Annotated in this window: 17 protein-coding genes; 8 read left to right on the forward strand and 9 right to left on the reverse strand. The window is 65.2% G+C overall.

Features of this window, described 5'->3' with window-relative positions:
- Window positions 1-232: 232 nt before the first annotated feature.
- The 3 genes from DIE12_RS01805 (at window position 233) to DIE12_RS01815 (ending at window position 3,977) form a co-directional block, all read left to right on the forward strand.
- A complete protein-coding gene (locus DIE12_RS01805; RefSeq protein ID WP_124519620.1) occupies window positions 233-1,282 on the forward strand; it encodes a glycosyltransferase family 2 protein in 1,050 nt (349 codons plus the stop codon).
- A gap of 439 nt (window positions 1,283-1,721) precedes the next feature.
- A complete protein-coding gene (locus tag DIE12_RS01810; RefSeq protein WP_124519622.1) occupies window positions 1,722-2,870 on the forward strand; it encodes a glycosyltransferase in 1,149 nt (382 codons plus the stop codon).
- A 27-nt stretch (window positions 2,871-2,897) separates the two neighbouring features.
- Window positions 2,898-3,977 (forward strand): glycosyltransferase family 1 protein, encoded by a 1,080-nt coding sequence (locus DIE12_RS01815; RefSeq protein ID WP_124519624.1) that lies wholly within the window; start codon window positions 2,898-2,900, stop codon window positions 3,975-3,977.
- A gap of 59 nt (window positions 3,978-4,036) precedes the next feature.
- Here DIE12_RS01815 and DIE12_RS01820 read toward each other — a convergent pair whose 3' ends face one another.
- From DIE12_RS01820 to DIE12_RS01855, 8 genes are all read right to left on the reverse strand, one after another.
- Window positions 4,037-5,206, reverse strand: a complete 1,170-nt coding sequence (locus DIE12_RS01820) for an acyltransferase (RefSeq protein WP_124519626.1) — start codon at window positions 5,204-5,206, stop codon at window positions 4,037-4,039.
- A 111-nt stretch (window positions 5,207-5,317) separates the two neighbouring features.
- Entirely contained in the window at window positions 5,318-6,748 is a 1,431-nt protein-coding gene (locus DIE12_RS01825; RefSeq protein ID WP_124519628.1) for an MBOAT family O-acyltransferase, read from the reverse strand.
- A gap of 52 nt (window positions 6,749-6,800) precedes the next feature.
- The gene (locus tag DIE12_RS01830) at window positions 6,801-7,721 is read right to left on the reverse strand and encodes an SGNH/GDSL hydrolase family protein (RefSeq protein ID WP_185640941.1); all 921 of its coding nucleotides are present in this window, start codon (window positions 7,719-7,721) and stop codon (window positions 6,801-6,803) included.
- A 237-nt stretch (window positions 7,722-7,958) separates the two neighbouring features.
- Window positions 7,959-9,902, reverse strand: coding sequence for an HAD family hydrolase (locus tag DIE12_RS01835; protein ID WP_124519632.1), 1,944 nt, complete (start codon window positions 9,900-9,902; stop codon window positions 7,959-7,961).
- 55 nt (window positions 9,903-9,957) lie between these two features.
- Window positions 9,958-10,203, reverse strand: coding sequence for an acyl carrier protein (locus tag DIE12_RS01840; protein ID WP_059666713.1), 246 nt, complete (start codon window positions 10,201-10,203; stop codon window positions 9,958-9,960).
- 380 nt (window positions 10,204-10,583) lie between these two features.
- A complete protein-coding gene (locus DIE12_RS01845; RefSeq protein WP_124519634.1) occupies window positions 10,584-11,918 on the reverse strand; it encodes an oligosaccharide repeat unit polymerase in 1,335 nt (444 codons plus the stop codon).
- On the reverse strand, window positions 11,915-14,188 hold the full coding sequence (locus tag DIE12_RS01850) for a polysaccharide biosynthesis tyrosine autokinase (RefSeq protein ID WP_124519636.1): 2,274 nt from the start codon (window positions 14,186-14,188) through the stop codon (window positions 11,915-11,917). The genes DIE12_RS01845 and DIE12_RS01850 overlap by 4 nt, the downstream gene beginning before the upstream one ends.
- A gap of 58 nt (window positions 14,189-14,246) precedes the next feature.
- Entirely contained in the window at window positions 14,247-15,473 is a 1,227-nt protein-coding gene (locus DIE12_RS01855) for a polysaccharide biosynthesis/export family protein (protein ID WP_124519638.1), read from the reverse strand.
- On the opposite strand from DIE12_RS01855, the gene DIE12_RS01860 reads away from it, so the two are divergent.
- Window positions 15,460-16,020 carry a hypothetical protein gene (locus tag DIE12_RS01860; protein ID WP_260427819.1) on the forward strand — a complete coding sequence of 187 codons (561 nt, stop codon included), beginning with the start codon at window positions 15,460-15,462 and terminating at the stop codon, window positions 16,018-16,020. The genes DIE12_RS01855 and DIE12_RS01860 overlap by 14 nt on opposite strands.
- Before the next feature lie 161 nt (window positions 16,021-16,181).
- Here DIE12_RS01860 and DIE12_RS01865 read toward each other — a convergent pair whose 3' ends face one another.
- Complete coding sequence (locus DIE12_RS01865; RefSeq protein WP_124519640.1) at window positions 16,182-18,038, reverse strand: serine aminopeptidase domain-containing protein; 1,857 nt, start codon at window positions 18,036-18,038, stop codon at window positions 16,182-16,184.
- 575 nt (window positions 18,039-18,613) lie between these two features.
- On the opposite strand from DIE12_RS01865, the gene DIE12_RS01870 reads away from it, so the two are divergent.
- From DIE12_RS01870 to pqqB, 4 genes are all read left to right on the forward strand, one after another.
- Window positions 18,614-19,873, forward strand: coding sequence for an oligosaccharide flippase family protein (locus DIE12_RS01870; RefSeq protein ID WP_124484981.1), 1,260 nt, complete (start codon window positions 18,614-18,616; stop codon window positions 19,871-19,873).
- Between the two features lie 509 nt (window positions 19,874-20,382).
- Window positions 20,383-22,584, forward strand: a complete 2,202-nt coding sequence (locus tag DIE12_RS01875) for a glycoside hydrolase family 3 C-terminal domain-containing protein (protein ID WP_124519642.1) — start codon at window positions 20,383-20,385, stop codon at window positions 22,582-22,584.
- A 399-nt stretch (window positions 22,585-22,983) separates the two neighbouring features.
- Window positions 22,984-23,055: a pyrroloquinoline quinone precursor peptide PqqA gene (gene pqqA, locus DIE12_RS01880; RefSeq protein ID WP_124485082.1), complete on the forward strand. Its 72-nt coding sequence runs from the start codon at window positions 22,984-22,986 to the stop codon at window positions 23,053-23,055.
- 84 nt (window positions 23,056-23,139) lie between these two features.
- The gene (gene pqqB, locus DIE12_RS01885) at window positions 23,140-24,051 is read left to right on the forward strand and encodes a pyrroloquinoline quinone biosynthesis protein PqqB (RefSeq protein ID WP_124519643.1); all 912 of its coding nucleotides are present in this window, start codon (window positions 23,140-23,142) and stop codon (window positions 24,049-24,051) included.
- The last annotated feature ends 93 nt before the right edge of the window (window positions 24,052-24,144 follow it).

Raw genomic sequence — 24,144 nt, forward strand, 5'->3', positions numbered from 1 at the left:
ATTCATCGCGCTTCCAATGAAGCGAATCGCGGAACGGTAGGCTCGCGAACCGAGTGCCGGTCTGCGACACGTATCATGGCCACCATGCGACGCGACCGTGCGCCGGGATCGCCCGACAGCACCGGTCGCACCCGATCCCGCGTCGCGGTCTCGGCGTGCCGTGCGCCGGGGCACCGAACCCTGCCCGCCGGGCCCCCGGATCGTCCGCACTTCGCTCGTCCAGAATCCGTTCATGACCGACCTGACCATCGCAATCTGCAACTACAACCACGGCGCATACCTGCGCTACGCGATCGATTCGGCGCTCGCGCAGGGCGCGCACGGTGTACGCGTGCTGGTCGTCGACGACGGTTCGACCGACGATTCGCGCGACATCATTCGCTCGTACGGCGAGCGCGTGACGGCGGTGTTCCAGGAGAATCGCGGTCAGGTCGCCGCATACAACCGCGCGCTCGAACATGTCACGACGCGCTACGTGATCCTGCTCGACGCTGACGACCTGCTCTATGCCGACGCCGCGGCCCGCGTGCTCGCCGCGTTCGCGTCCGGCGACTTCGTGAAGGTGCATTTCCGGCTCGACGTGATCGCGCAGGACGGTGCAATGACCGGGGCGAGCGTGCCGCAGTCGGCCGTCGACACCGATTGCGGCCGCCTGTTGCGCGCGGGCTGGCTGTACCCGTCGCCGCCCGCATCGGGCAACGCGTATCGGGTCGATGCACTCAAGCGCATCTTTCCGGTACCCGTCACCCCGGACAACCTGCATGGCGCGGATTTCTATGCGATCTACGGTATCGCGTTGCTCGGCGCCGTACACATGATCGATGCAACGCTCGGCGGCTATCGCGTCCATCAGCAGCCGGGGACGCGCCCGTCCGCCGACACGCCGGCCCTCGCCCTCACCAATTCGGAAGACGCCGCGACAGGCGCGCTGAAAGCCGAACGCCGATGGGCGACGCTGCGCATGCTTGCCGGCACACGGCTGCACGAAGCATTGCCGATCGCGCCGCTCGACTTCGCGATCGAGAAGGCCCGCTTCGCAAGCACGCTCTATCACGCCCCACTCGTGCGGCGCTGGCGCTGGTTCCTGTGCGAATCCGGGCGCTACTGGCAAACCGTGCTGCGCAACCCGTTCTGGGGGCCCGCCAAGAAAACGGCCGTGGCCGGGCTGTCACTCGCATGCTTGCTGCCGTCGGCAACGCTCAGCAACCGTGCGATTCGCTATATCTCCAATCCGCTCGCGCGCGTGCGGAAGTCATCCGGCCATCACGCCGACGCTCGATAGCGTCGCCGAGTCGCGCCTTCGGTAAGCCATCGCACCCAGCGGGTCGCGCATGCGCTGCACAATGATCCGGACCAGTGGATTCACGCGCACTGACCGGATTTCGTCGTTGTCTCGTCTCCAGTCGTCGTAGTCGAACGCCGGTATCCGATGTTCGGAGGAATCGAGCCGACACGTAGAACGCGGCATTGGTTCGTCACGCTGCGTCGTGTTCGGCACGCTCCGGCAACGTCGACCCGATATTCCATCGGCGGAAACCATCCGGCTGCCTCGTCAGCTCGAACAAGTGACTGCGACAGCAGGATCCAATGGCCACGGCAGCCATGCATTTATCAATCAGGAATGCATAGTTTAACGAACTCGACACCGAGACAACACGATTCGCGGGCGGCTCATCGTCACAACGGGCGATGAATGTGCGATCGGATCGCTAGACCGAAAGATGACCCAAGAAAAGATCGTTCATATCGCCGAAGCGTTTGGTGGCGGCGTGCTTTCGATGCTGACCCATCTCGCCAACCATGCCGCGGCGACCGGCGTCGACGTGACGGTTCTGCATTCGATCCGACCGGAAACCCCGACCGATTTTTCAACGCTGTTCCTGCCTGACGTGAAGCTCGTGTACGTCGACATGGCGCGCGAGGTGAGCGTCAAACAGGATCTGCGGAGCTTGCGTGCGCTGGTCCGGAACCTGCGCGACTGCAAGCCGACCGCGATTCATCTGCACTCGTCGAAGGCCGGCGTGCTGGGGCGAATCGCCGCCCGGATCGCCGCCCCGAATGCGAAGGTCCTCTACTCGCCGCACGGACTCTCGTTCCTGCGCCGCGACGTGTCGCGCATGAAGCAGTACGCCTACCTGAGCTTCGAGCGCATCGCGGCGCACATCGGCGGAACCATCGTCGCGTGCTCCGGCAGCGAACTCGCCGAGATCCGGGGAAAGGTCCGGGCGAAGTCGGCAGTCCTGGTGGAAAACGGCGTCAATGCGGCTGAGATCCCACCGCGTCGAACGCGCGACGATCGCAAAGTCGTCATCGGGATGAGCGGCCGGGCGTCGTTCCAGAAAAATCATGAAGCATTCGTGCGCCTTGCCGACACGCTGCACGGCGCGGACGTCGAGTTTCTCTGGATCGGCGGCGATGCCGCCGAGATTCCGGACCCCGGCCGGCGCCGGGCAGTCGTCTGCAGCGGCTGGGTCACCCGCGCACGCGCGCTCGCGCTGACGTCGGAACTGGATATCTACGTCCAGACCTCCCGATGGGAAGGCATGCCGGTCGCGTTGATCGAAGCGCAGGTCGCCGGCATACCGGCCGTGGTGACGGATGTCGTGGGCAATCGCGACGTGGTGATTCACGGCGTGACCGGCTATGTCGCGTCGAACGCCGACGAGATGGCCGCATATCTGACCCTGCTGCGCGACGACCGGCAGCTTCGCGAGGAAATGGGCGCAGCTGCCCGGCAACGGGCGATTCAGCGATTTTCGATGAACGCGATCTTCCGTCAGTGGCACGCCCTTTACGGACTCGACACCGACGGGGCGCGAGTCGACACGCACGACTTCAAGCCGGTTGTTCCCGATCACGTCAAAGCCTGATTCCGATTTCGACATCCCCTTATCGACATGATCGCTTTCAAGAAACCGAAGCAACTCGTATACAACGGCCGATTCACCACGCAGAAGACGACCGGCGTGCAGCGCGTCGCGCGCGAGCTGATCGCCGCACTGATCAAGTTTCAGCCTCAGGATCCGGTGACCGTGCTGGTGCCTCCGCAGCCCGGCGTCGAGGTAAGCGGTGCGAGGACGGTCAAGGTCGGTTTTTACAAGGGCGTGGTCTGGGAGCAGCTGGTGCTCCCGCTGTTCGCTCGCCGCGGACGCATCGTCAATCTCAGCAATTCGGCATCCATTTTCATCGGCAACCAGATCATCTACATGCACGATGCGGCGGTGTTCGACACGCCCGCGCATTTCTCCCGGCCATTTCGCGTGTGGTACCGGATCATGTTCTGGATCCTGGCGCGAACCTCCGTTTGCGTGCTGACCAACTCCTATTTCTCGCGGGATCGCCTCGCGCATCACTGCGGCGTCTCCGCGGAGAAGATCAGCGTCGTGCCGCTCGGTGCGGATCATCTCGATGCCCTGGAAGCGGACGCGAGCGTGCTCGCCAAGCATGCGCTGACGCCCGGCCGCTTCGTGCTCGCGGTCAGCAGCATGAATCCGACCAAGAACTTCGGGCGGCTGATCGCGGCATTCCGGCAGATCGACGATCCGTCGGTCGATCTCGTCATCGTCGGCATGCAGAACGCCACCGTGTTCGGCAAGCAGGATCATCTCTCGGCATCCGAGCCGAACATCAAGTACGTGGGCTACATCAGCGACGAGCAATTGAAGGCGCTGTATCAGAACGCAGCGTGCTTCCTTTATCCGTCGATCTACGAAGGCTTCGGCATACCGCCTCTCGAGGCGATGCGCTACGGCTGTCCGGCGGTTGTCGGCAAATCGGCCGCACTGCCGGAAGTCTGTGCCGATGCGGCGCTGTACTGCGATCCGTTTTCGCAGGACGACATCGCGCAGAAATTGCGGAGCCTGCTCGATTCCGCCGAGCTCAGGGCCGAGCTCAAACGCAAGGGAAGCCTGCACGCGGAGAAATATCGCTGGAGCCGAAGCGCCGAGATGATGACGGAGATCTTCGAGGGGCTGTAAAAGCGACTCCCGCACTCCGGCGCCACAACGACGCCGGCGTGCTGCGCGAACTGCTCCGTTTACCCGACGTTGACCGGGTTGCCGGTGGCGGCCCGATGATTTCCGAACATGCGCGTGCCCAGATACGACCTGATCGGTTCTTCAACAAATTTCGCCAGGATGGCGGCGGACACGATCGAAAGAGACGCGGCGATCATCGCGGTTCGGACAACGTGGATGTCGGCCTGTGGCGCATACGCGAACACCAGCCTTCCGATCGGATAGTGCACGCAATAAAGCGGATACGAGATCCAGCCGAGGAACGCGCTGAGCCTTGCAATCGTCTTGCCGCTCGGCGCGAGCATGGCCCCCCGGTAAACCAGCGCAGGTGCGACGAACAGCAGGATAGCCACTGAATACATCCCCTTGATCGACGACGGAAACGCGACGACCAGCAGGAAAACGACAAACAGCATGTAGTCGTTCTTTATGAGCCTGGCGACGAACCAATGCGGCTTCGCCGGAAGATCCGATTCGTACATCTTTCCAATCGCGATGCCCAACAAGAACCCGTAGCCCACCCTGAAGAAGCCGCCGACGAAGTTATCCGCCGCCCAGCCCTGGTTCATCATGATCGCCAGCTTGGCGTTATCGAGACTGGCAAGGAACCCATATACGAGGAATGCGACGAGACAGGCGTAGGCCCATCTCGACAGATTCCGCGCGGTCATCTTGATTGCCGCGATCAGGATGACGCTCGCGAACAACTCGAAGAACAGCGACCAGGCAGGTGGATTCAGCGGGAATACGCCAGGATCATTGACGGACGGCAAGCTGTGATTCGCCGCGCCGACGAAACCCGACACCGAAAAGCGACCGAGGTATGGAACGAGAAAAAAATTCTGGCCGGTGGCGGCCGCCAGGTTGCCCAATGAGAACCGGGCGGACGAATTGGCCTGCATGACGATCAGGCTCGCGAAGCCGATCGCGAACCCGATGAAAATCATCGGGTACAGGCGTATTAACCTGCGCTTCAGATACTCGCCACGCCATGCGTCCTGGCGTAATCTTTCACCATAGGAATACGAAAGAATGAAGCCGCTCAGCATGAAAAACATGTCGACGGAAAGATAGGCACCCTGCAGGATCGTGCTCGATAGTTCCTGCAGGAAATGCATGAACATCACGCTTATCGCAGCGATGCCTCGCAAGCCGTCCAGGATTTCGAACTTCTGCTTGTGACTGGCCATGAAAGTGAGTGGCTCCGGGAAATATCGATCTTGCAGGTTCGGCGCGCGTCGGCGCACACTTCACGTTTCCGGCGACCCGGCACCCTACGATCGCCGTGCCGCCGCCGCGGGTCAGAAAGTCTTGTAGACGATGTCCGGCGCGGGCGAATCGGAAATGACCAGCACCAGCACGGTCACGACCGCCAATACCGTGCACCACGAGGTACGGGCGTAACGCGACAGGAACAGTCCGGCCATGCCGCCTTGCGTCACACGCTCGTATACAGCGTTGAGCAAGGCAAGCGTCACCGTCGCGCCCACGAATACCAGCAGCCATACGAACGCGACGAGCGCCGGGCCGAGCGTCGTCGCGATAGTCTGGATTTCGCTCCAGGTCGACCAGAACCACAACAGGCTGAATGCGAAAAACGTGAACGTCAGCCCGCGCGCGCAATGGGCGTAGAGCGGCGTGTTGCACAGCGCGACGTACCGTTTCTTGCCAAGCCATTTGGTCATGCGGATCTGATACAGCTTGTTGACGCTGACGCCCCCGCCCTGCAGGACACCGAAGAACAGAAACATCGACGTCTGGCCGTGCCAGGCGCCGACCAGGAAGAACGTCACGAAGAACGCGACGACACCCAGATACGGCTCCAGTGAGCGCGACGGAAAGCGACGCATGAGTGTCATCAGCAGCGGGTTGTATACGTAGGTCTTGAGCCAGCCGGAAAGCGTGATGTGCCAGCGACTCCAGAATCCGATGAAGTTGGTCGACGAGAACGGCCGGTCGAAATTCTCCGGCAGTGAGATCCCGAAGAAGCGCGCTACACCGACGACCGCATCCGTGTAGCCGGAGAAGTTGAAATACAGATAGACCGGGTAGATCGCGGCGATCGCCAGCCCGGTCAGCATGCGCTCGCCGAGCGGTTGCATCGGCGACAGTTGCGCAAGCGCCTGATGATGGAGGTGCGACAGTGCCGCCGACACGATCGCCACCTTGAAGAATCCCACGATGATGCGCTCGAGCGCGACGCCGTAGTCGATTGCATCCGGTCCCGGCCGCTCGCTCGTCTGCGTCACGCTGTAATCCTGAAAGCGTTGAATCGGCCCCGACACGAGCGACGTGAAGTTGAGCACGTAATTCAGATACACCACCGGCGTCACGCGAACCGACAGGCCCGGACTGCGAGCGTCGATGATGAGATGGAGCATCCGGAAAAAGATGTAGGACACGCCGATCGTCGCGTAAGGGTGCGACAGCAGCAACGCGGACGGCACGAACGTATAGCGTTTGAGCCAGAAGAACAGCGCGATCACGATCGCAACGATCGGCGCGAACGCAGCCAGCCACTGCTTCGTTTGCATGCCCCGGACGCTCAGATAACCGACGAGCAGGAATGCGGCGAACGGAATCCACGCGACCGGATCGCGGGAAAACGTCGCCAGGAACAGCAGATTGACGACGAGAAATACCGCGTTTTGCCAGGTCAGCGAGCGAGACAGGTTGAAGATCAGCGCGGCGACGGCTGCAAAGGCGAAGAACTGGAAGGATGGAATATTCATCGGACGGCCTGAAAACGGTTCGAAACGATGGCGACGTCATGCGCCGCCAGGTTCAATGTGACCCGCATGCCGACAACGCGGGTGCCCCGCCGGCGGTAAGCGCCGTCACCATGCTTCGCGCGACAACGCGCGCGCCGGCGGCGTTCAGATGGTTGTCGACCGGGTAGTAGTAATCGGCCGGGTTCGCCGACTGCTTCAGGCTCGAAGCCAGATCGATGTAGCGCATGCCGTGCTTCGCGGCGATTTCGGCCATCGCGTGATCGAGCGCCAATGGATCGATGCCCGTCGGCAGCGATTTCGCGGCCAGGAGCCCGGCCTGCGTCCGTTGCGGAATCAGCATCAGCGCCACCGGCACGCCCGTCGCGCGAAACCTGTCCGCGACTGTTTCGGCCACTTTGTCGAACGTCTCGAGCCGCTCGCGCCAGGCGGTCGAAAATGGCGGCCGAAGGAAATCGGCCTTGTCGCCGTATTTCAGATACATCGGCACCTGAATGTCCGGATTTTCGAACATGTAGTGCTGTGCGACGGCGACGGCACGGCTGCCGCTCAGCCAGCCCTTGGCACGCGCCATCAGGTCGCTGCGCGGTTCCGGCGCGACGGTAGCCGCGGGCGCATCCGCGACGTCCGGCAGATTGATCTTTTCCAGATCGAACGGCGCAACCGTGAGTACCGCTGCATCCGGCTGCAAGGCCAGCGCCGGCCCGATCCGGTTCAGCACCTTGCGGAACGGCAGTTCGTAGACACCGAGATTCTGGACCTCCACCGGTGCGCCACACATCCTGCTCAGGTCATGTTCCGCCAGCGCCGCGAACGATTGGTCGTACGGGAGGCTCGTGCCTTCGGCAAACGACGTGCCGAGCAACGCAACGCGTCGCGTACCGGCCGGCTTCGGTCCGCAACCCTCGGTCGAGCGGAAACCGCAAGCGTTGTAGTGGTAAGTGATCCACGGCGTTTCCGGAGTCTTGACCGTCATCGTGCAGTTCGGGACGTTGCGCATGCCCTCCCTGGCATCGGCCACATGGCATTCGCCCCCGCGCGTACCCGCGCTCCAGATCGCCCTCGTCGCGAATTCGGCGGCAACGAAAAGGCAGACCACCGTCGCCACGACGATCAACGGCAGCAATACATAGTCACGGCGCGGCAGCTTGCGAGAAGCCGCAACGTCATCCGTCTCGCGCAACGACGTGAGTGATACGGTGTTTTTCATGATTCAGGCGGCAGCAATCGTATCGAAACCCGCCCGCGTCACGGCGAAATGACCCGGCGCGATCTCGCGGTCGCTGGCCATTTCCCAGACCGTCGTGCCGTCCGGCTCTTCGCTCACGGCTTCGAAACCGAGCTTCGCATAATGATCCTTGACCAGCGCATTGCGGTCGGTCGGGATGTAACGCCCGATCACGCGCGTGACATCGCGCTGGCGCGCATGCTGCAGCACTTCGCGCAACACCATCTGCTCGACCTGGCGCCCCAGCACGCGGCAGCTCATCAGCCACGAATCGATCTGCCAGGTACTCGGCGCACGTTCGTCGGGCCGGCAAATCACGACCGAGATCATGCCGTTGTCGCCGAACGTATCCGTCAGGCGAACCTGCAGCGTGAAAACCCGCCCGTCGCCTTCGAGCGCGTGGATCTCCGCGTCGGTATAGCGGCGCGTCGTCAAATTGAACTGGTTCGACTTGTTGATCAACTGAACAATGCGTGCCCGTCCGGTATCGTCGAACGGTGCGAAATCGATCTTCATGTCGAGCGAACGCAGGTACGCATCCATGTCGCCGGCCTGACTGCGCAGCGCCACGCGGCGCGCATTGTCCTGGTACATGTCGGCGCGCTTCTGATCTTCCGGCAAGAACGCGAGGGACTCGAAATAGCCCGCGGCGGCAAGGGTCCGCGCGTACAGCGAAGGATCATCGGGCAACTCGGGAACGGCGACTTCGGGCAACGTCGTACGGACCAGATTCCGCTCGACCGGATTGTCGTCGAGGAACACCATCGAATCGATACCGAGCGACAGCTCGTCGGCAATCGCGCGAATATTGGTAGCCTTGTCGTTCCAGTTGGCCTGGAACACCGCAAAGTGTTGCTCACGCAACAGCATTTCAGGGTGCTTTTGAAACGGCAGACGCGCCGTATCGTCGTTGTTCTTCGACGACACCGCGAGCACGATGCCGCGCGCCCTCAGCGAAAGCGCGAGCTGCTGTACAGCGAGATGGGCTTCACCGACCGCATCGCCCTGCGCCACCTTGATGCCTTCGAGCAAGTCGTCGCCGATCACCCCGCCCCAAAGGGTGTTGTCGAGATCGAGTACCAGCACACGCCGGCTCTTGCCGCGCGCCGCGCCCAGCAGCCGGCCCACGTGATCCGCATAGAGCGGCACGTAGTCGCCGGCAAACGGATACTTGGCCAGATTCCATTGGGCGGGCGAATGCCAGTTCGCCAGTCCGACCGTCCCCGCGACATGCGCAACGTCGAACAGGATGTCATTCGATTCCGCCACACGCTGCGCGAGCGCTCGATTGAAACGTTCGACGAGATTGAGCGGCGTGCCGGCAATCAGCGCATCCCGATTGCCGAACAGCGTGTCGGACGGCGGCGCGAGCGTCTGGACGATCGACGGCGCATTGCCGTGCTGCCTGAAGCCGGCCCGCAGTGCATCGATCTGATCCAGTGCCGCAGCCACGCTGTGCTGCGCCGCTTCCTCGTCGCCCGGTTGCGCGTTGAGCGGCAACCCACGGTAGTCCAGGGCCACCAGCACGGCATCGACTTGCGCGCGATTGATCGTCGAATCCGGCGCAAGGGCTTCCTGCATGACCTGCCCGTAGTGCCCCGACACGATCTCCAGCGCGACGCCATGACGCGCGGCGCTGGCGACGAGCGGCAACACGAGATGATCGAGCGTGCCGTTGCCGACCAGCCCGAGCCGGAACGGCGTGAGCGGCGCGAGCGTGCGCCCCGCGCCCTGCAAGGCAACGATCGCGCGCCCCAGCTTGATCAACTGATTTTCGCCGAGCGCGCAGTTGGCCAGTTGGCGTAAGCGGCGGCCCAATCCGGCACCCGGATCATCGTCGATCGATTCGACGAGCGTGCGGCATCGCGCGGAGAAATCGTCAGGCGGGCGCGGCAACCAGGCCAGCGCAGTGTACAAATCATCTTTCATCGAAGGGCGCTCTCGGCAAAGCGGGTTCTGGACGGGACATGCGGGCCGACCTGCATCATGCGGCGTGGCGCTTGCTGATCAGATCTGCAAATTCACCGACGTTCTTGAGGCCGGAAATATCGGCTGCGGCAAGCTTGATTCCGAACGCGCGCTCGACGCTCAGAACCAGGCGGATGTGCGACAGGCTGTCCCAGCCGTCGACGTCAGCGGCGGTCAGTTGAGGCGTTGCCACCAGCTCGTCGTCGTCGAATACGTCACGCAACACGTCGGTCAACTTGGCATAGACGGCAGATTGGCTCACGGCGAAGGCATCCTTTGACGTAGGGAAAAATGAACGATGCGATGTGCTCGGTCGAGGTTGTTCGCGTGCAGGTCATCGCATTGCATCGGTCAGCGGTCCGTGGTCCGCAGCGGCACGACAACCTCGACCATCGTGCAAATGCTAGCCCGGCGATCGAATCATTAACGTGCGAAAAGCTACTTTTCCGGGAGGTGACCTGGCTGGAACGCAGGTTTCGACTCGCGAACGCGATGTCGAACGGGCACGCGGCTGCCCGCCGTTTCGCGCACGACAGGCACCGCGACGCGAGGCCGAACGTCGACTGGTCATCGGCGGCATTCGTGCTGCGATACGCTGCGAACCAGGCCGTCGATCGACACGTCAGCGCGCCCGCGTGCGCCTCACGGTGCGGCAGGATGGGTGGCCGGCGGGACCGATGCCGGTCGCTTGACGAAATAGCGGAACACGGCGATCAGCAAGACAATCGGCACGAAATTCCGTCCGCTGAACAAATTCGGAATTCGAAGAATCTCCATGATCGAAACGTAGAGCACGGCATGCGCGCAACACCAGAACCCGGCTCCGCTCCGCCAGCCTGCGTAGCTCCGTCCGAACACCCAGCCGAGGACAACCGCATCGAGCAGCCCGAACCAGCCCCATTCGTAAAAGTGAACGAAGATCCCGGAGGGATTGTTGAATTCCGGGTCGGCGTAGCTGTTCAGGAACACGGTGATGCTGTCGGTCGAGTCGAGCCACGGCTGCAACGGTGCGCCGATGATCGGAAAATGCAGCAGCCAGTCGAAAGTGAACATCGGATGGCCGCGGTCCCAGCCGAGCACGCTCAGTATCCCCGCACCGTTGTTCAGCGCCGTCGAGTAATAGAGGCCGAGACGTTCGAGCGCGAAATCGAAAAGGTTGTCGTAGATGGTGACGTAATAGGCTTCCCACGACCGGTTGTACTCGTTCGCGATGAAGAGCCCGAACAGCAACGGAATCGCGGCGTACGGCCCGAGCGTCAGCAGTCGCGAGAACCGGCCGCCGAGCCGGAACCGCACGATCATGAGCGCGCATGGCAGCGCCACCTCGATCAACGCGAGCCGCTCGGCAAAGATGAAGCTGCGCAGCAGCGTCAGCACCGCGAGCACGCCCAGGTAAACCTTGTAGCGGTTCACCCCTTTGACCGACGTCTTGAACACGTAGAAATACAACGCGACGTACGGCGCGGCTGCCTGCGTGAACGAGCTCAGGCCCGTGAAGTGCCCTTTCTGCTCGAGCATGACATACGCATTCGCTTCGCCGTGCAGGAACGCCAGCAACAACGCCGGACGCGCGAGAATCCCGCCCAGCAGCATGAGATTGCCGAACAGCGCGAGCACGAACACGAAATCGAGTACGCCGGCGGGCAACTCGGCTGGCGCGGCCGGCGGCCCCCGGCGCGACTGCGCCTCGGTCGTCGCCAGCCACGCCGTCACCACGACGACCAGCAGGAACAACGCGCCGACCAATGCGTAATAGCCGTCGAAGTAGAGCCGCGCGATCGATTTCTGATTGACCAGCAGACTCAGCGACAACATCCCGTACAACGGCAGGATGAAGATCAGCACGAGGCGGGCGGGATCTTCCCACCAGTAACCTGTGTAAGCACCTGCCTCGCGACGGACACGCGCCGCCCTGCGCGCCGTCGCCCCGCTCTGTCGCGGACGGAGCCTGCCGTCGCCCGCACGCCGCCGTCTCATGAAGCCCGTTCCATCTGTTGTCGCGATACCGCCATTCCCTTGGCGACCGCCGCGGCCTGATGCGTGTTCGTATCCGCATAGCCGTAGTCGTACCGTCCCGGCGCGCCCTTGTAATCGTTCAGGACCACGCCGCGCACGTCGATATGCGCCTGTTCGAGCCGTCGTGCGCTTTCGTCGAGTTCCGCCAGTGTCGTCACGCCGCTGCGCGCGACGAGGAACACGGTTCCCGCGAGGCGGCCGAGCACCAGCGCATCGGCCACCGGCAGCAACGGCGGGCCGTCGATCACGACCATGTCGTAGCGCGATGCGACCTGCTCGATCAGTTCGGCGAGCGCGGGCTGCAGCAGCAGCTCGCCCGGATCGGGCACGACGCTGCCCATCGCGATGAAATCGAGGCCCGGCACGATGCCGCGCTTGATCGCCTCGTCGAGCCGATGGGTGCCAGCCACCACGTCCGACAGGCCCGGTGCGCGGCTGTAGCGGAATCGTTCGTGCAGCGACCCCTTGCGCAGGTCGGCATCGATCAGCAGGACTCGCCGCTTCGCCGCGCCGACGAGCGACGCGATATTCGCGGCGACGAACGACTTGCCGACACCCGTCGTCGGCCCGGAAATCAACACGACGGGATTCGACGCGTCCGGCATCGACAGTTGCAGTGCCGCACGGAAATTGCGCAGGCTTTCGAGCGCCGCGTCCTGCACGGCGACCGACGGCACCTGCGCGCGCGCGCCACGCCGTCCGGCCTTCGGGCGCAGCTCCGCTTGCGCCGCGCCCGGGCTGTGCGGCACGGTCGCGAACACGGGCAGTCCCGTCGTCCATTCGATTTCCTCGGCATCGCCGATCGTGCCGACGATGCGCTGCCGGACGATCACGATTGCCGCGCCTGCCAGCAGGCCCACCATCAGCAGGGCGATCACGGCGACCCCGCGATGCGGGCCGATCGGCTGCTCGGCGACCTTCGCCGTATCGACGATCCGCACGGTGCCGGTCTTGCTGGCCCGCGCGAGGATCATCTGCTGGCGCGTGTTGAGCAGGTTCGTGTACAGCGCCGTGTCGACGGCCACGTCGCGCTGCAACTGCAGCACGCCCTGTTCGACGGTCGGCAGTTGCTGGATCTGCTTGCGTGTCGTGTCGAGCGAACGCTGCGCGTCGGAGAGCTGAGCATCGACGGCCACCACGGCCGGATGCTTCGGCATGAAGCGCGTCAGCAATTCCTCGCGCCGCTGCTGCAGCGTCTGCACGCGCGTCTCGATGTCGACCGACTGCTGGCGCAACGCCAGCGCCTCGTCGCTCGTATTGACCGTCCCGTGCGAGGCCCGGAACGCGTTGAAGCGGCTTTCCGCCTTTTCGAGCTGCGCCTTGAGCTGCGGCAACTGGGCGTCCATGAAGCGGATCAGCTTGTCGGCCGCCTCGGACTTGCGCTGCGTGTTCTGCGCCAGGTATGCGTCGCCGATCGCGTTCAGCACGCGGCTGTCGTGCACGGGATCGGTGCCGTCAAGCGTCACGCCGACCATGTTCGACTGCTTGCCGCGCTCCGAGATCAGCGCGTTCTTCTGCAGCCAGGCCGTCGCCTCCTCGTCGCTGTAGCGCGTCAGGTCGAAGCGTGCGCCGGGCTTGCCGGCCACACCGCGTACGAATATGTCGAGCGGCCCCTGCGGCGTCTCGACATGTAGCGGCTGCCCGATGCGGCCCTGCCATGCGGGCCCCTTGCGGCCGAACCAGCCCGTACCCTGCAGCGTGTAGGCGCCGTCGTCGCCGACGGTCAGCGCGAACCGCTTGCCGAGCAGGCGCTTCGGCACGTCGAAGGTCGGCACGTCGATGCGCTCGGTGCCGTACACATAGCCGCCCGGCAGCGGCGACGACAGCCCGTCGGCCGCGTTCACGAACCGCCAGCCGATCAGCGGCAGGTAATGCGGCCTGGCGTCGACGGCCAGATTGGTGCTGTCGATCGCGCGATCGAGCACCGCGCGGGATTTCAACACTTCGATCTCGGTCGACGCATCCGTCTTCAGGTCGAATACCGACGACGGATCACCGGTCGGCGACGTCGATTTCGAGTCAGTCGGGCTTTGCTCGACCTGGAACAGGATGTCGGTCCGGTAGACGGGGGCCGCACACAGCGCATACACGGCGCCAACGAGTGCGCCCGCGAGCGCCGTGCCAAGGATCAGGCGCCGGCCGCCGTACAGCATGCCCCAGTAGCGGCGCACCGGATAGGACGGCCGCAGGGCGGGCCCGCTGTGCGGGTCGGGCAGGGTCGAGGAAGTCATACGGCATCAGTCCCGTAGGCGCGACGCGCGGTCGCGATGACGAAATGGGTCATGAGGGTCACGGCGAAATCGCCTTGGCCGTCAGCGCACCCTGCGCGGACGACGGAATCAGCAGGTTGACGACGCGGCTCCAGCGCACCAGCGACGACGCATCGACGAACACGACATCGCGACGCTCGAGCGGAAACTGATCGGCCAGCGCGAACGACGCGGGCGAACTGCCGTCGAGGTGGTACACCCGCGGGCGGTTGTCCGGGCCACGACGCACGACGAACACCTGGCGCGCGTCCGACGTGTACTGGCTCGCGCCGCCCGTGTCGCCGAGTGCTTCGCCGAGGCTCATCCGGCCGTCGGTCAGCGTCAGCGTCGCGGGCCGCGACACCTCGCCGAGCACGAACACCTTCGCGTCGCTCGCCGCGCGCACGCGCACGAGATCGCCGTCGCGCAGCAGGATGTTCGACGGGTTCACGCCCGCGGCGATCAGCGCCGGCAGGCTCACGTTCACGGTCTTGTCGCCGCGCGTCACCGAGACCTGCGAGCGATCGGCCGTCGGGGTAAAGCCGCCCGCGCGGTCGATCGCCTCGGGCAACGTCATCGGCATGTCGTTGACGATCTGCAGACCCGGCGTGCGCACCTCGCCATCGAGATAGACACGCTTGCTGCGATAGGTCTGCACGCGCAGCGCGATCTGCGGCTTGCGCACATATTCGCCGAGACGCTTCGTCAGCAGCGCGCGCGCCTGCGCCTCGGTCAGCCCCGCCACGTGCACGAGGCCGGCATACGCGAACTGCACGTTGCCGTTTGCGTCGACCGTGTAGCCGGTCGCGACCGAACTGGCACCGACACCGTCGCCGCCCGCCGTCGTCTGCGTCGTCGGCAGGTTCAGTTCGGGGTGGTCCCATACGACGATGCCGAGCACGTCGCCGGGGCCGATCGTGTACGGCTTCGGCTTGCCGAACAGCTGGCGGATTTCCGCATCGACATCGGCCGGCCGGCTCGCATGCTGCTGCGCGACGAACGCCGGCGTGATTTCGATCAGCTCCTCGCTCGACACGTTCTGCACACCGTCGAGGCCGCCCGCGCCCGATGCATCGGCGCTCACGCGCGCATTCGCGTCACGGTCGGCAGGCGCCCGGTACGTCATGCCCGGCGACAACGCACATGCGCTCAATGCGCACGCGGCCGCCACGATCGCCATGCGCGACAGCCACGGTGCGCGACGGGTGCCGGCCATGCGTGCCTGCAACGCTCCGTGCGTCGATTCGGGTTGCGTGGTGATTGACATCGTGCCCTTCCAAAACTGTGCGGTAACCCGCCGAACGCGGCGAATTCCGGCATTACGCTTGCCGGCGCGGCTCGCATCACGGTGCCACGCCTCCCTCTACACCGCACGTCAAACCGTACGATTCGTCATGAACTGCTCTTCGTCGCTTTCGTTACTCGTCTGCATCGCCTCGGCCGGCATCGTCCGCGCCGTCGATGCGCAGACGTTGCCCGCCGTCCCGGCCAACGCGCCAACGTTCGCATCGGCGGCGGCGCTCCCGCCCGTACCGCTGCAGCGATCGGCGCAAGCCGCCGCGACAAGCGACGCCGTCGAACCCGCTGCAGCCGCCTCCGGAGTCGCGATGTCCGCTTCCGCGCGTCCCGTCGCCAGCACCGCCGTCCAGCCCGAAACGCGCGCTCGCGGCGCGCTGCGCCGGCCGCTCGTGCCGGGGCGGCCGCATCGCCCGCAAGCGGCCAGTGCACCCGCCGACGACGTATGGCGCAGCGACAGGTTGTATGCGTCGCCCTACGCGAAGTCGCCCTATGAGCAACCGGACGATCCGGACTGAAGCATCCCGGCCGGTCATGCCTCGGCATGACCGGCGATGCACCGATACGGAATTGGACACCACGGCGAACGGCACGTCTGTGAGGGACCCCACCGAACGCCGATCTTCATGCGTAGAGGGGATCGCACCCCGATGCGCCGCCGCGTGCGACGCGGCGCGCATCACGACCGGCCGACGGACACGCTCGTGTACGATCGCGCGGCCGCTTCCGGTGCGGCCGGATCGGCGACGCGCGCGACCGGCCGGATCGCGTCGCGACCGAGCGCCTGCATGCACCGGTCGATCACGATGTCCGTGCCCACCGCGCCGTACACCGCATGGTCGACCTGCGGCTCGAGGTACAGACGCACGTGACGCGAGCACCGGAACGCGCGCTCGATTGCACCGAAGTGACGCCGGACATCGTCGATGCCGGGATCAAGCGCGCCGTACACCAGCGTCGTCCATACGTTGCGCTGCGCAAGCTCGTGCATCACGCCGCGCGGCGTGCCGATGCCCGGCTTCCAGCCGGCGCGCGCGACAAGCGCCTTCGCCGGCACGCTGACCCGCGCGATCGCATTCGCGGCCACCGCCCGCACGATCGGCCGCAGGTCGCGCCGATCCCGCACGAGGCGCTTCCATTTCTGCCAGTCGCGCACCGAAAGCCAGTAACCGCGCACCGAGTTGTTCCGCTGCTTCTGCACTGCCTCGAGCGAGAGTCCGGCCGGCCACACGAAGCGGGCGAGATTGATCGCGATCACGCCGCCGAGCGACGGCGTCTTCACGGCCGCATGCAACGCCGCATAGGCGCCGGAACAAATGCCCGCCGCGGCCACCTCCGGGTGACCGAGCGCGCGCAGCCAGTCCGCGGCAGCGGCCACGTCGTCGCTCGACCGCGCCGAATACACGACGCCCGACTGGTCGTCCAGCGCGGCGGGCCCGCTATCGCCGACGCCATGCACGTCGATCCGCAGTGTCGTCACGCCGGTGCGTGCCAGCGCGCGCGCGAGGCGCACGCTGAAGCGCCCTTCGCCGCTGCGCGGGTTCGTCGACGTGTTCGCGATCACGAGCGCCGGGCCGACCGGATTCGCCGGCCGCGTGTCGGCGGGACGGCACAGCACGCCGACGAGCCGGTCCGGACCGACCGCGACGACCTGCTCGGTCATGTCGTGTAGGTCCAGCGCGACGGCCGACTCGCCATTCCACGCCGAATCCGTTTGCATCGGGGTTTCGGCGCCAGCCGACATACGCGGCGCGCGTTCGGCGATCCAGTTCGCGAGCGTGTCGATCGCCGCGAGCGGCAAGCGCGAGCGCGTGCCGTCCAGCATCGTCGTCGGCCATTCGCGGAATTCATCGCTCGCCACGTCCACACCGCGCTCGAACAGCGCTTCGCGCAATGCCGGCCCGTCGCCCTGATCGGGCTGGATAAGCAGCATCGCGCCAGGCAATGTCGGCGCATCGCGCACGACGTCGCACAGATCGACCGCCTTCAGCGCATCGACGAAGTCGTCGGGAAACCGGTGTCCGAGCACGTTCATGCACGGTTCGTCGCGATGCGCGGCGCGGATCGCGGGCGACGTGATATCGAGCCACTGGCGATGCACGAACGACAGCTCGCGCAGGTAGGCGCGACCGCGCACGACCGGCGCCAGCGCCACCAGTGCGTCGACGCGCGGCGCCGGGCGCGGGCCCACGCCCGCGGCGGCCAGCATCGCGAACAACGCGCCCGCACGGATCCCGACGAGCGTCAGCGTGGTTACGCCAACCTGATCGCGCAACAGGTCGATCGCGTCGTGAATGCTGGCGATGCTCGCGACATACCGACCAGCGTCGCGATCGTCGCCCGCCGAGTCGCCGGTGCACGGGTAGTTGAATCGCAATACCGTGACACCCTCGCGGGCCAGCCGCTCTGCGATCGCCCGCATGAGCTTGTGCGTCCACGATGCCTCGTGACCCAGCGACTCGCACAGGATCACGCCTTGTGTCGTATGTCCTTCGTGCAGCCACCCCACGCAGCTGCCGAACGTTATCGGCTTCAATCGGTACTCCTCGGCTCGGTATTTGTTATCGGATGCGGACACGCGTCCGGCGGCACACCGGAATCGGCCACTCCACGGTCGTGTGACCGCTCTACGGCGCACGGCCTTCACGCAACGGACCTCCGCCGCGCCCCTGCGCAACCCGTCCCTTCGCGATGCGTTGCCCTGCCCCGTTGCCTGGCGGCGGCAGGTTGCCGGCCCGAGTCGTCGTCAAGCCATGTCTGCCGCGCACGCAAACAGTCGTTCGATTAGAGCACTCGGCCCGAGCGCCCTTCGGTGCGCCAGCTTACAAATGCATTCATTACCGTGGCGATACAACGAGGCGCCCGCTGTTCCGATTCGCGCCGCGCGTGTGCGCCGAATCCGCGAAAGGTAGGCTCGCGAACACAGTCGTCCCGCTCGCCCCGTATCATGACCGCCATGCGATGTGGCCGTGTCCGGCATCGCCGGACGAAACCGGCGCCAGCCGGAACGGGCCGCGAACCCACGCAGCCGGGTCAGCGCCGACCGGCCGCGCGAGCGCACGGCGGCCCGCACCTCGCCACCCTGCGACACCCACGGCGCCGACCAAGCGAATGTCAAACCTCAAGAAGAATTTCCTGCTGCTGCTGACGCTGCAGATTTCGATGTATGCGGTGCCGCTGCTGATCGCACCGTTGCTCACGCACGCGCTGGGCCCGGAAGGCTACGGGCAGCTCGCGTTCTCGCTCGCGGTCATCGCGTACCTCACCAACTGTACGAGCTACAGCTTCGACCTGACCGCCACGCCGCGCATCGCGCTCGCGCGCGACGACCGCGCCGAACGCTCCCGCATCTTCTGGGCGACGCTGTATGCGCAGATCGGCATCGCGGTGATCTGTTTCATCGTGCTGGTCGGGCTGATCGTGCTGGTCGGCCGCTTCGGCGAAGACCGCGACCTGCTGCTGATCGGCTTCGGGATGGTGGCCGGCGTGGCGTTCACGCCGGGCTGGTATTTCCAGGGCATGGAGAAGTTGCGCGCGCTGAGCGTGATCCTGTTCGTTGGCCGCATCCTGAGCCTGCCCGCGATGTTCGCGCTCGTGCACAGCCCGGCGGACATCGACCGCGCGATGATCGTCAACGCGGCCGTCCCGACGCTGTCAGCGCTCGTACTGGCCGTCTATCTGTATGCCCAGCGCGAAATCGACTTCGTTCGCGTAGGTTTCGCCGACATCGCCGAATCGCTGAAAGGCGGCTGGCAGGTGTTCCTCGCATCGACGTCGATCGCGTTCTATGCGTCGACCAACACCGTGCTGCTCGGCTTCGTGTCGGGCAACGTCGCGGCCGGCTACTTCGCCGCCGGCGACAAGCTGATCCGCGCGGCGCTCAGCATGCTCCAGCCGCTGAAGGCCGCCACCTATCCTCGCATCAGCTATCTGATGCGGCATGCGCGAAACGACGCGTTCTCGTTCCTGCGCAAGCTGTTCGTGGTGCAGGTCGCGATGGTGCTCGGCATCTCGCTCGCGATCTTCTTCGGCGCGCCGCTCGCCGTGCGCATCCTGTACGGCCCTTCGTACGAACCGACGGTCCAGGTGCTGCGCTGGATGGCCTTCATTCCATTCATGGCCGGGATGACCGACCTCTTCGGTGTGCAGACGATGCTGCCGCTCGGAATGAAGTCCGAATTCACGCGTGTCCTGATGTCATCGGGCATTCTGAACATCGTGCTCGTGCCGGTGCTCGCGAAGTACTTCGCCGAACTGGGCGCCGCCGCCGCCGTGCTGACGGCCGAGGCTGCGGTCGCAGCGGCGCTCGCGACCGTCGTCTATCGTGCCGGGATTCCGCTGCCGGGCAGTCCCGTCGCTCGGCGCGGTTAGCTGGCGCAGCGTCCGTGCTGCCGGTTTTCCCCGAGGCGACCGGAATTCGACGGGGTTCCATTCGATGCACACGCAACGAATCCCCCACAAGCCTCCCGTCGCCGCCCCCGATCCGCCTCCCCTCGAAACGACCGCCCGCGGGTACTTCTTACCCTGCTGCACACGCACAATCAGGAACGCTTACCGGCTTTTCCCCACATCGCACACCCGCATCGAAAAAAGATCATACGTATCAGTAGAAACACCGATGCTGTAGTCAAACTACATTCGTACGATTGGCCACTGCAGAGAATCGCTACATCCGATTCGGCAGTGTCGGACGGTCCGCGTCGCCGTCCGCGTTGTTCGATCGGGCCCAACCGGCCGTAACGATTCCCCGCCTGGCCTGGCATGCCGACGCGCAACTACCCTGCATCGCCAGCCGAATGCGTCCGGTGCGAATCCACCGGACGTGCGCAGCTCCAGACATCATCCGAACAACAACCGGCAATACGATCATGGAGAGCAACATGCGGGACAAACACTGGCCGGCCGTCGTGCTGGCAGCGACCCTCTGCACCACCGCCTACGCAGGCAACGCCGATTTCAATTCACAGGGCGACGCCGCCGACGCATTCGCGTCGTCCGCCGCGCAGCGGCGCGCCGACGTCCTCGTGCGCAAGATGACGCTCGACGAGAAACTGCAGTTCATCCATTCGCAATACGAAATGTCGAAGGTGCCGAACGGCGGTGCCGGCTACATCCAGGGCGTGCCGCGGCTCGGCATTCCCGATCTCAACATGGTCGACTCCGCGACCGGCTCCGGCAGCACGTCGCTCGCGAGCACGACCTTCCCCGCCACGATCGCCGTCGCCGCGAGCTGGGATCGCCGCCTGTCGTACGACTACGGCAAGCAGGTTGCGATCCAGTTGCGCGCGCAAGGGTTCGGCATGGGTCTCGGCGGCGGCACCAATCTCGCGCGCGAGCCGCGCGGCGGCCGGCTGTTCGAGTATCTCGGCGAGGATCCGTTGCTCGCAGGCGACCTGCTCGCGGAGCGCACGCTCGCCACGCAGCGGCAGAAGGTCATCGCGACCATCAAGCACTATGCCGGCAACGAACAGGAGCATGGCCGGATGGGCGGCAACACGCAGATCGACGAACGCACGCTGCGCGAGCTCTACCTGCTGCCGTTCGAGATCGCCGCGAAGCGCGGGCAGCCCGGCAGCGTGATGTGCAGCTACAACCGCCTGAACGGCGCATACGCGTGCGAGAACACGCATCTGCTGAACGACGTGCTGAAGAACGAATGGGGCTTCCAGGGCCAGGTGCAATCCGACTGGGGCGCGACGCACAGCACGGCCGCCGCGATCAACGCCGGGCTCGACGAGGAAGAAGACGTCGGCCCGTCGGTCTACCTGACGCCGGCGGCCGTCAAGCAGGCGATCGCGAACGGCTCGGTATCGACCGCGCGCCTCGACGACATGGTGCGCCGCAAGCTCGCGGTGATGATCCGCGTCGGCGTGATGGACGATCCGGCCAAGGGCGGCGGCACGATCGATTTCGCGGCCGCGAACCGGTTCGCGCAGAGCGTCGCCGAGCAGTCGATCGTACTGCTGAAGAACGACGGCAACCAGTTGCCCTTGGCGGCGGCGGCCTTGTCGCGCATCGCGGTGATCGGCGGCCACGCCGACGCGGCCGTGCTGTCGGGCGGCGGCTCGGGCAACACGCGCGATCCGGTCACCGGTTCGTTCGCGGGCTGCGGCGGCCTGACGTTCGGGGCGTCGACCGGCTGCAGCTGGTGGCGCAATCCGTGGCTCAAGGTCGACGTGCCGATCGTCGCGGCGATCCGCGCGCTCGCGCCGGCGGCACAAGTCACGTTCGCGGGCAACAGCGACCAGCAGTCGCCGTTCCGCGCGTACACGCAGCAGGAAATCGACCAGGCCGCGGCGCTCGCGGGCCGCTCGGACGTCGCGATCGTCGTGGTCGCGCAGCCGGCCGGCGAGGATTTCGGCGATCTGCAAAGCCTGAGCCTCGCGAATCCGTCGAATCAGGATGCGCTCGTCGAAGCGGTCGCGCGGGCGAACCCGCACACGATCGTCGTCGTCCAGAGCGGCAACCCGGTGCTGATGCCGTGGAAGGACAACGTGTCGGCAATCGTCGAGGCGTGGTATCCGGGCGAAGGCGGCGGCAAGGCCATCGCGAACGTGCTGTTCGGCGCGGTCAACCCGTCTGGCAAGCTGCCCGTCACGTTCCCGGCGCGCGACCAGGACACGCCGACGTGGGGGCAAGGCGGCGCATTCGACAACGACCCCGTCTACGCGGAGAAGCTGAACATGGGCTACCGCTGGTACGACGCTCGCAACATCAAGCCGATGTTCGAATTCGGCCACGGGCTGTCGTACACGCACTTCGCGTATTCCGGGTTGTCGGTGTCGCGGCAACGGGACGGCTCGCTGAGCGTCGCGTTTACCGTGCGCAACGACGGGCGTGTCGCCGGCGCGGAAACGCCGCAGGTCTATCTCGGCGTGCCGTACAAGGACGAGCCGCCGAAGCGGCTGGTCGGCTGGGAAAAGATCCGGCTGAACCCGGGCGAGGCACGGCATGTCCGCGTGACCGTGTCGCCGCGGATGCAGAGCGTGTGGGATACGTCGCGCAATGGCTGGAAGGTCGTGCCGGGCGGGACGGTGTATGTCGGCGCGTCGTCGCGCGATATCCGGCTGCAGGGTAGCTAGGCAGCCGGCCTGACGATGCCGGTGTCGGGTGGAACGCCGCCCGACACCCGCGCACAACGCGTCGATTCGTACGATTAAAGAGGCGCCACCGGCTGGCAAACGATGCACAATCGCCGCGTTTCGTTCACATTGTCGACCAGGTGTCGGCAATGCGTGCGCGATGCGCACATGAATGAAAACCGGGAATGCCATCCATGCCCGGATTGACTTGCTCGTGCGCCCCGTTCGGCTACGATGTGAACGTGCGATTTACCGGACTTCGTGCCGGCCGCCCACCGCACGAATGTGATAGCGTAGTGAAGCCGCAGCACGGTCTCGTCGCCGATGGTCGGAGAAGAACATGTCGGCAGGTCCGCGGGCGCGCTTCGTCGTCAGTCGTCATTGCAAAGGAGTTCTCCTATGTGGACCAAACCTGCCTACACTGATCTGCGACTCGGTTTCGAAGTCACGATGTACGTGTCGAATCGCTGATTCGGGCACGCCATCCGGAAAGGAAAGCCTCGGTCTGCCGAGGCTTTTTCTTTGCTTCGCACCCCGGCCCCTCGTCGCACCGACATGCTCATACACATCCTCGGATCCGCCGCGGGCGGCGGCTTTCCGCAATGGAACTGCAACTGTGCGAACTGCGCGGGTTTTCGCGCGGGCACGATCGACGCGCAGGCCCGCACCCAGTCGTCGATCGCGCTGTCCGACGACGGCACGAACTGGGTGTTGTGCAACGCGTCCCCCGACATTCGCGCGCAGCTGCAAGCCTTCCAGCCGTTGCAGCCGGGCCGCGCGCTGCGCGACACCGGCATCGCCGCCGTCGTGCTGATGGACAGCCAGATCGACCATACCGCCGGCCTGCTGAGCCTGCGCGAAGGCTGTCCGCTGCAGCTGTGGTGTACCGACATGGTCCACCATGACCTCGTCAGCGGCTTTCCGCTGTTCAACATGCTCGCGCACTGGAACGGCGGGCTGGTCTGGAACCGCATCGTGCTCGGCGACAGCTTCACCGTGCCGGCCTGCCCGAACCTGCGCTTCACGCCGCTGCCGCTGAGCAGTGCGGCGCCACCCTATTCGCCGCATCGCTTCGATCCGCATCCCGGCGACAACATCGGCCTGCTCGTCGAGGATCGCCGCACCGGCGGCACGTTGTTCCATGCACCCGGGCTCGGCACGGTGGACGACGCGCTGCTGCAACGGATGAACGACGCGGACTGCGTGCTCGTGGACGGCACGCTGTGGGACGACGATGAGATGCTGCGACGCGGCGTCGGTGTACGCACCGGCCGCGAAATGGGTCATCTCGCACTGAACGGTCCGGGCGGCATGCTCGACGTGCTGGCCCGGGTGCCGGGCCCGCGCAAGGTATTGATTCACGTCAATAACACCAATCCGATCCTCGACGAAGGTTCTCCCGAACGCGCGGAATTGCGGCAGCGCGGGATCGAGGTCGCCTTTGACGGGATGGACATCGTGCTATAAAAAACGCATGGTCCCGCTTCCGCGACGCACATCGTGACGCATACGACGTCGATTGCGGTACGACGCACGCCCTTCCAGTGTCCCCAACGTCAT

It is taken from the genome of Burkholderia sp. Bp9015 (assembly GCF_003853505.1).
Classification (GTDB): domain Bacteria; phylum Pseudomonadota; class Gammaproteobacteria; order Burkholderiales; family Burkholderiaceae; genus Burkholderia.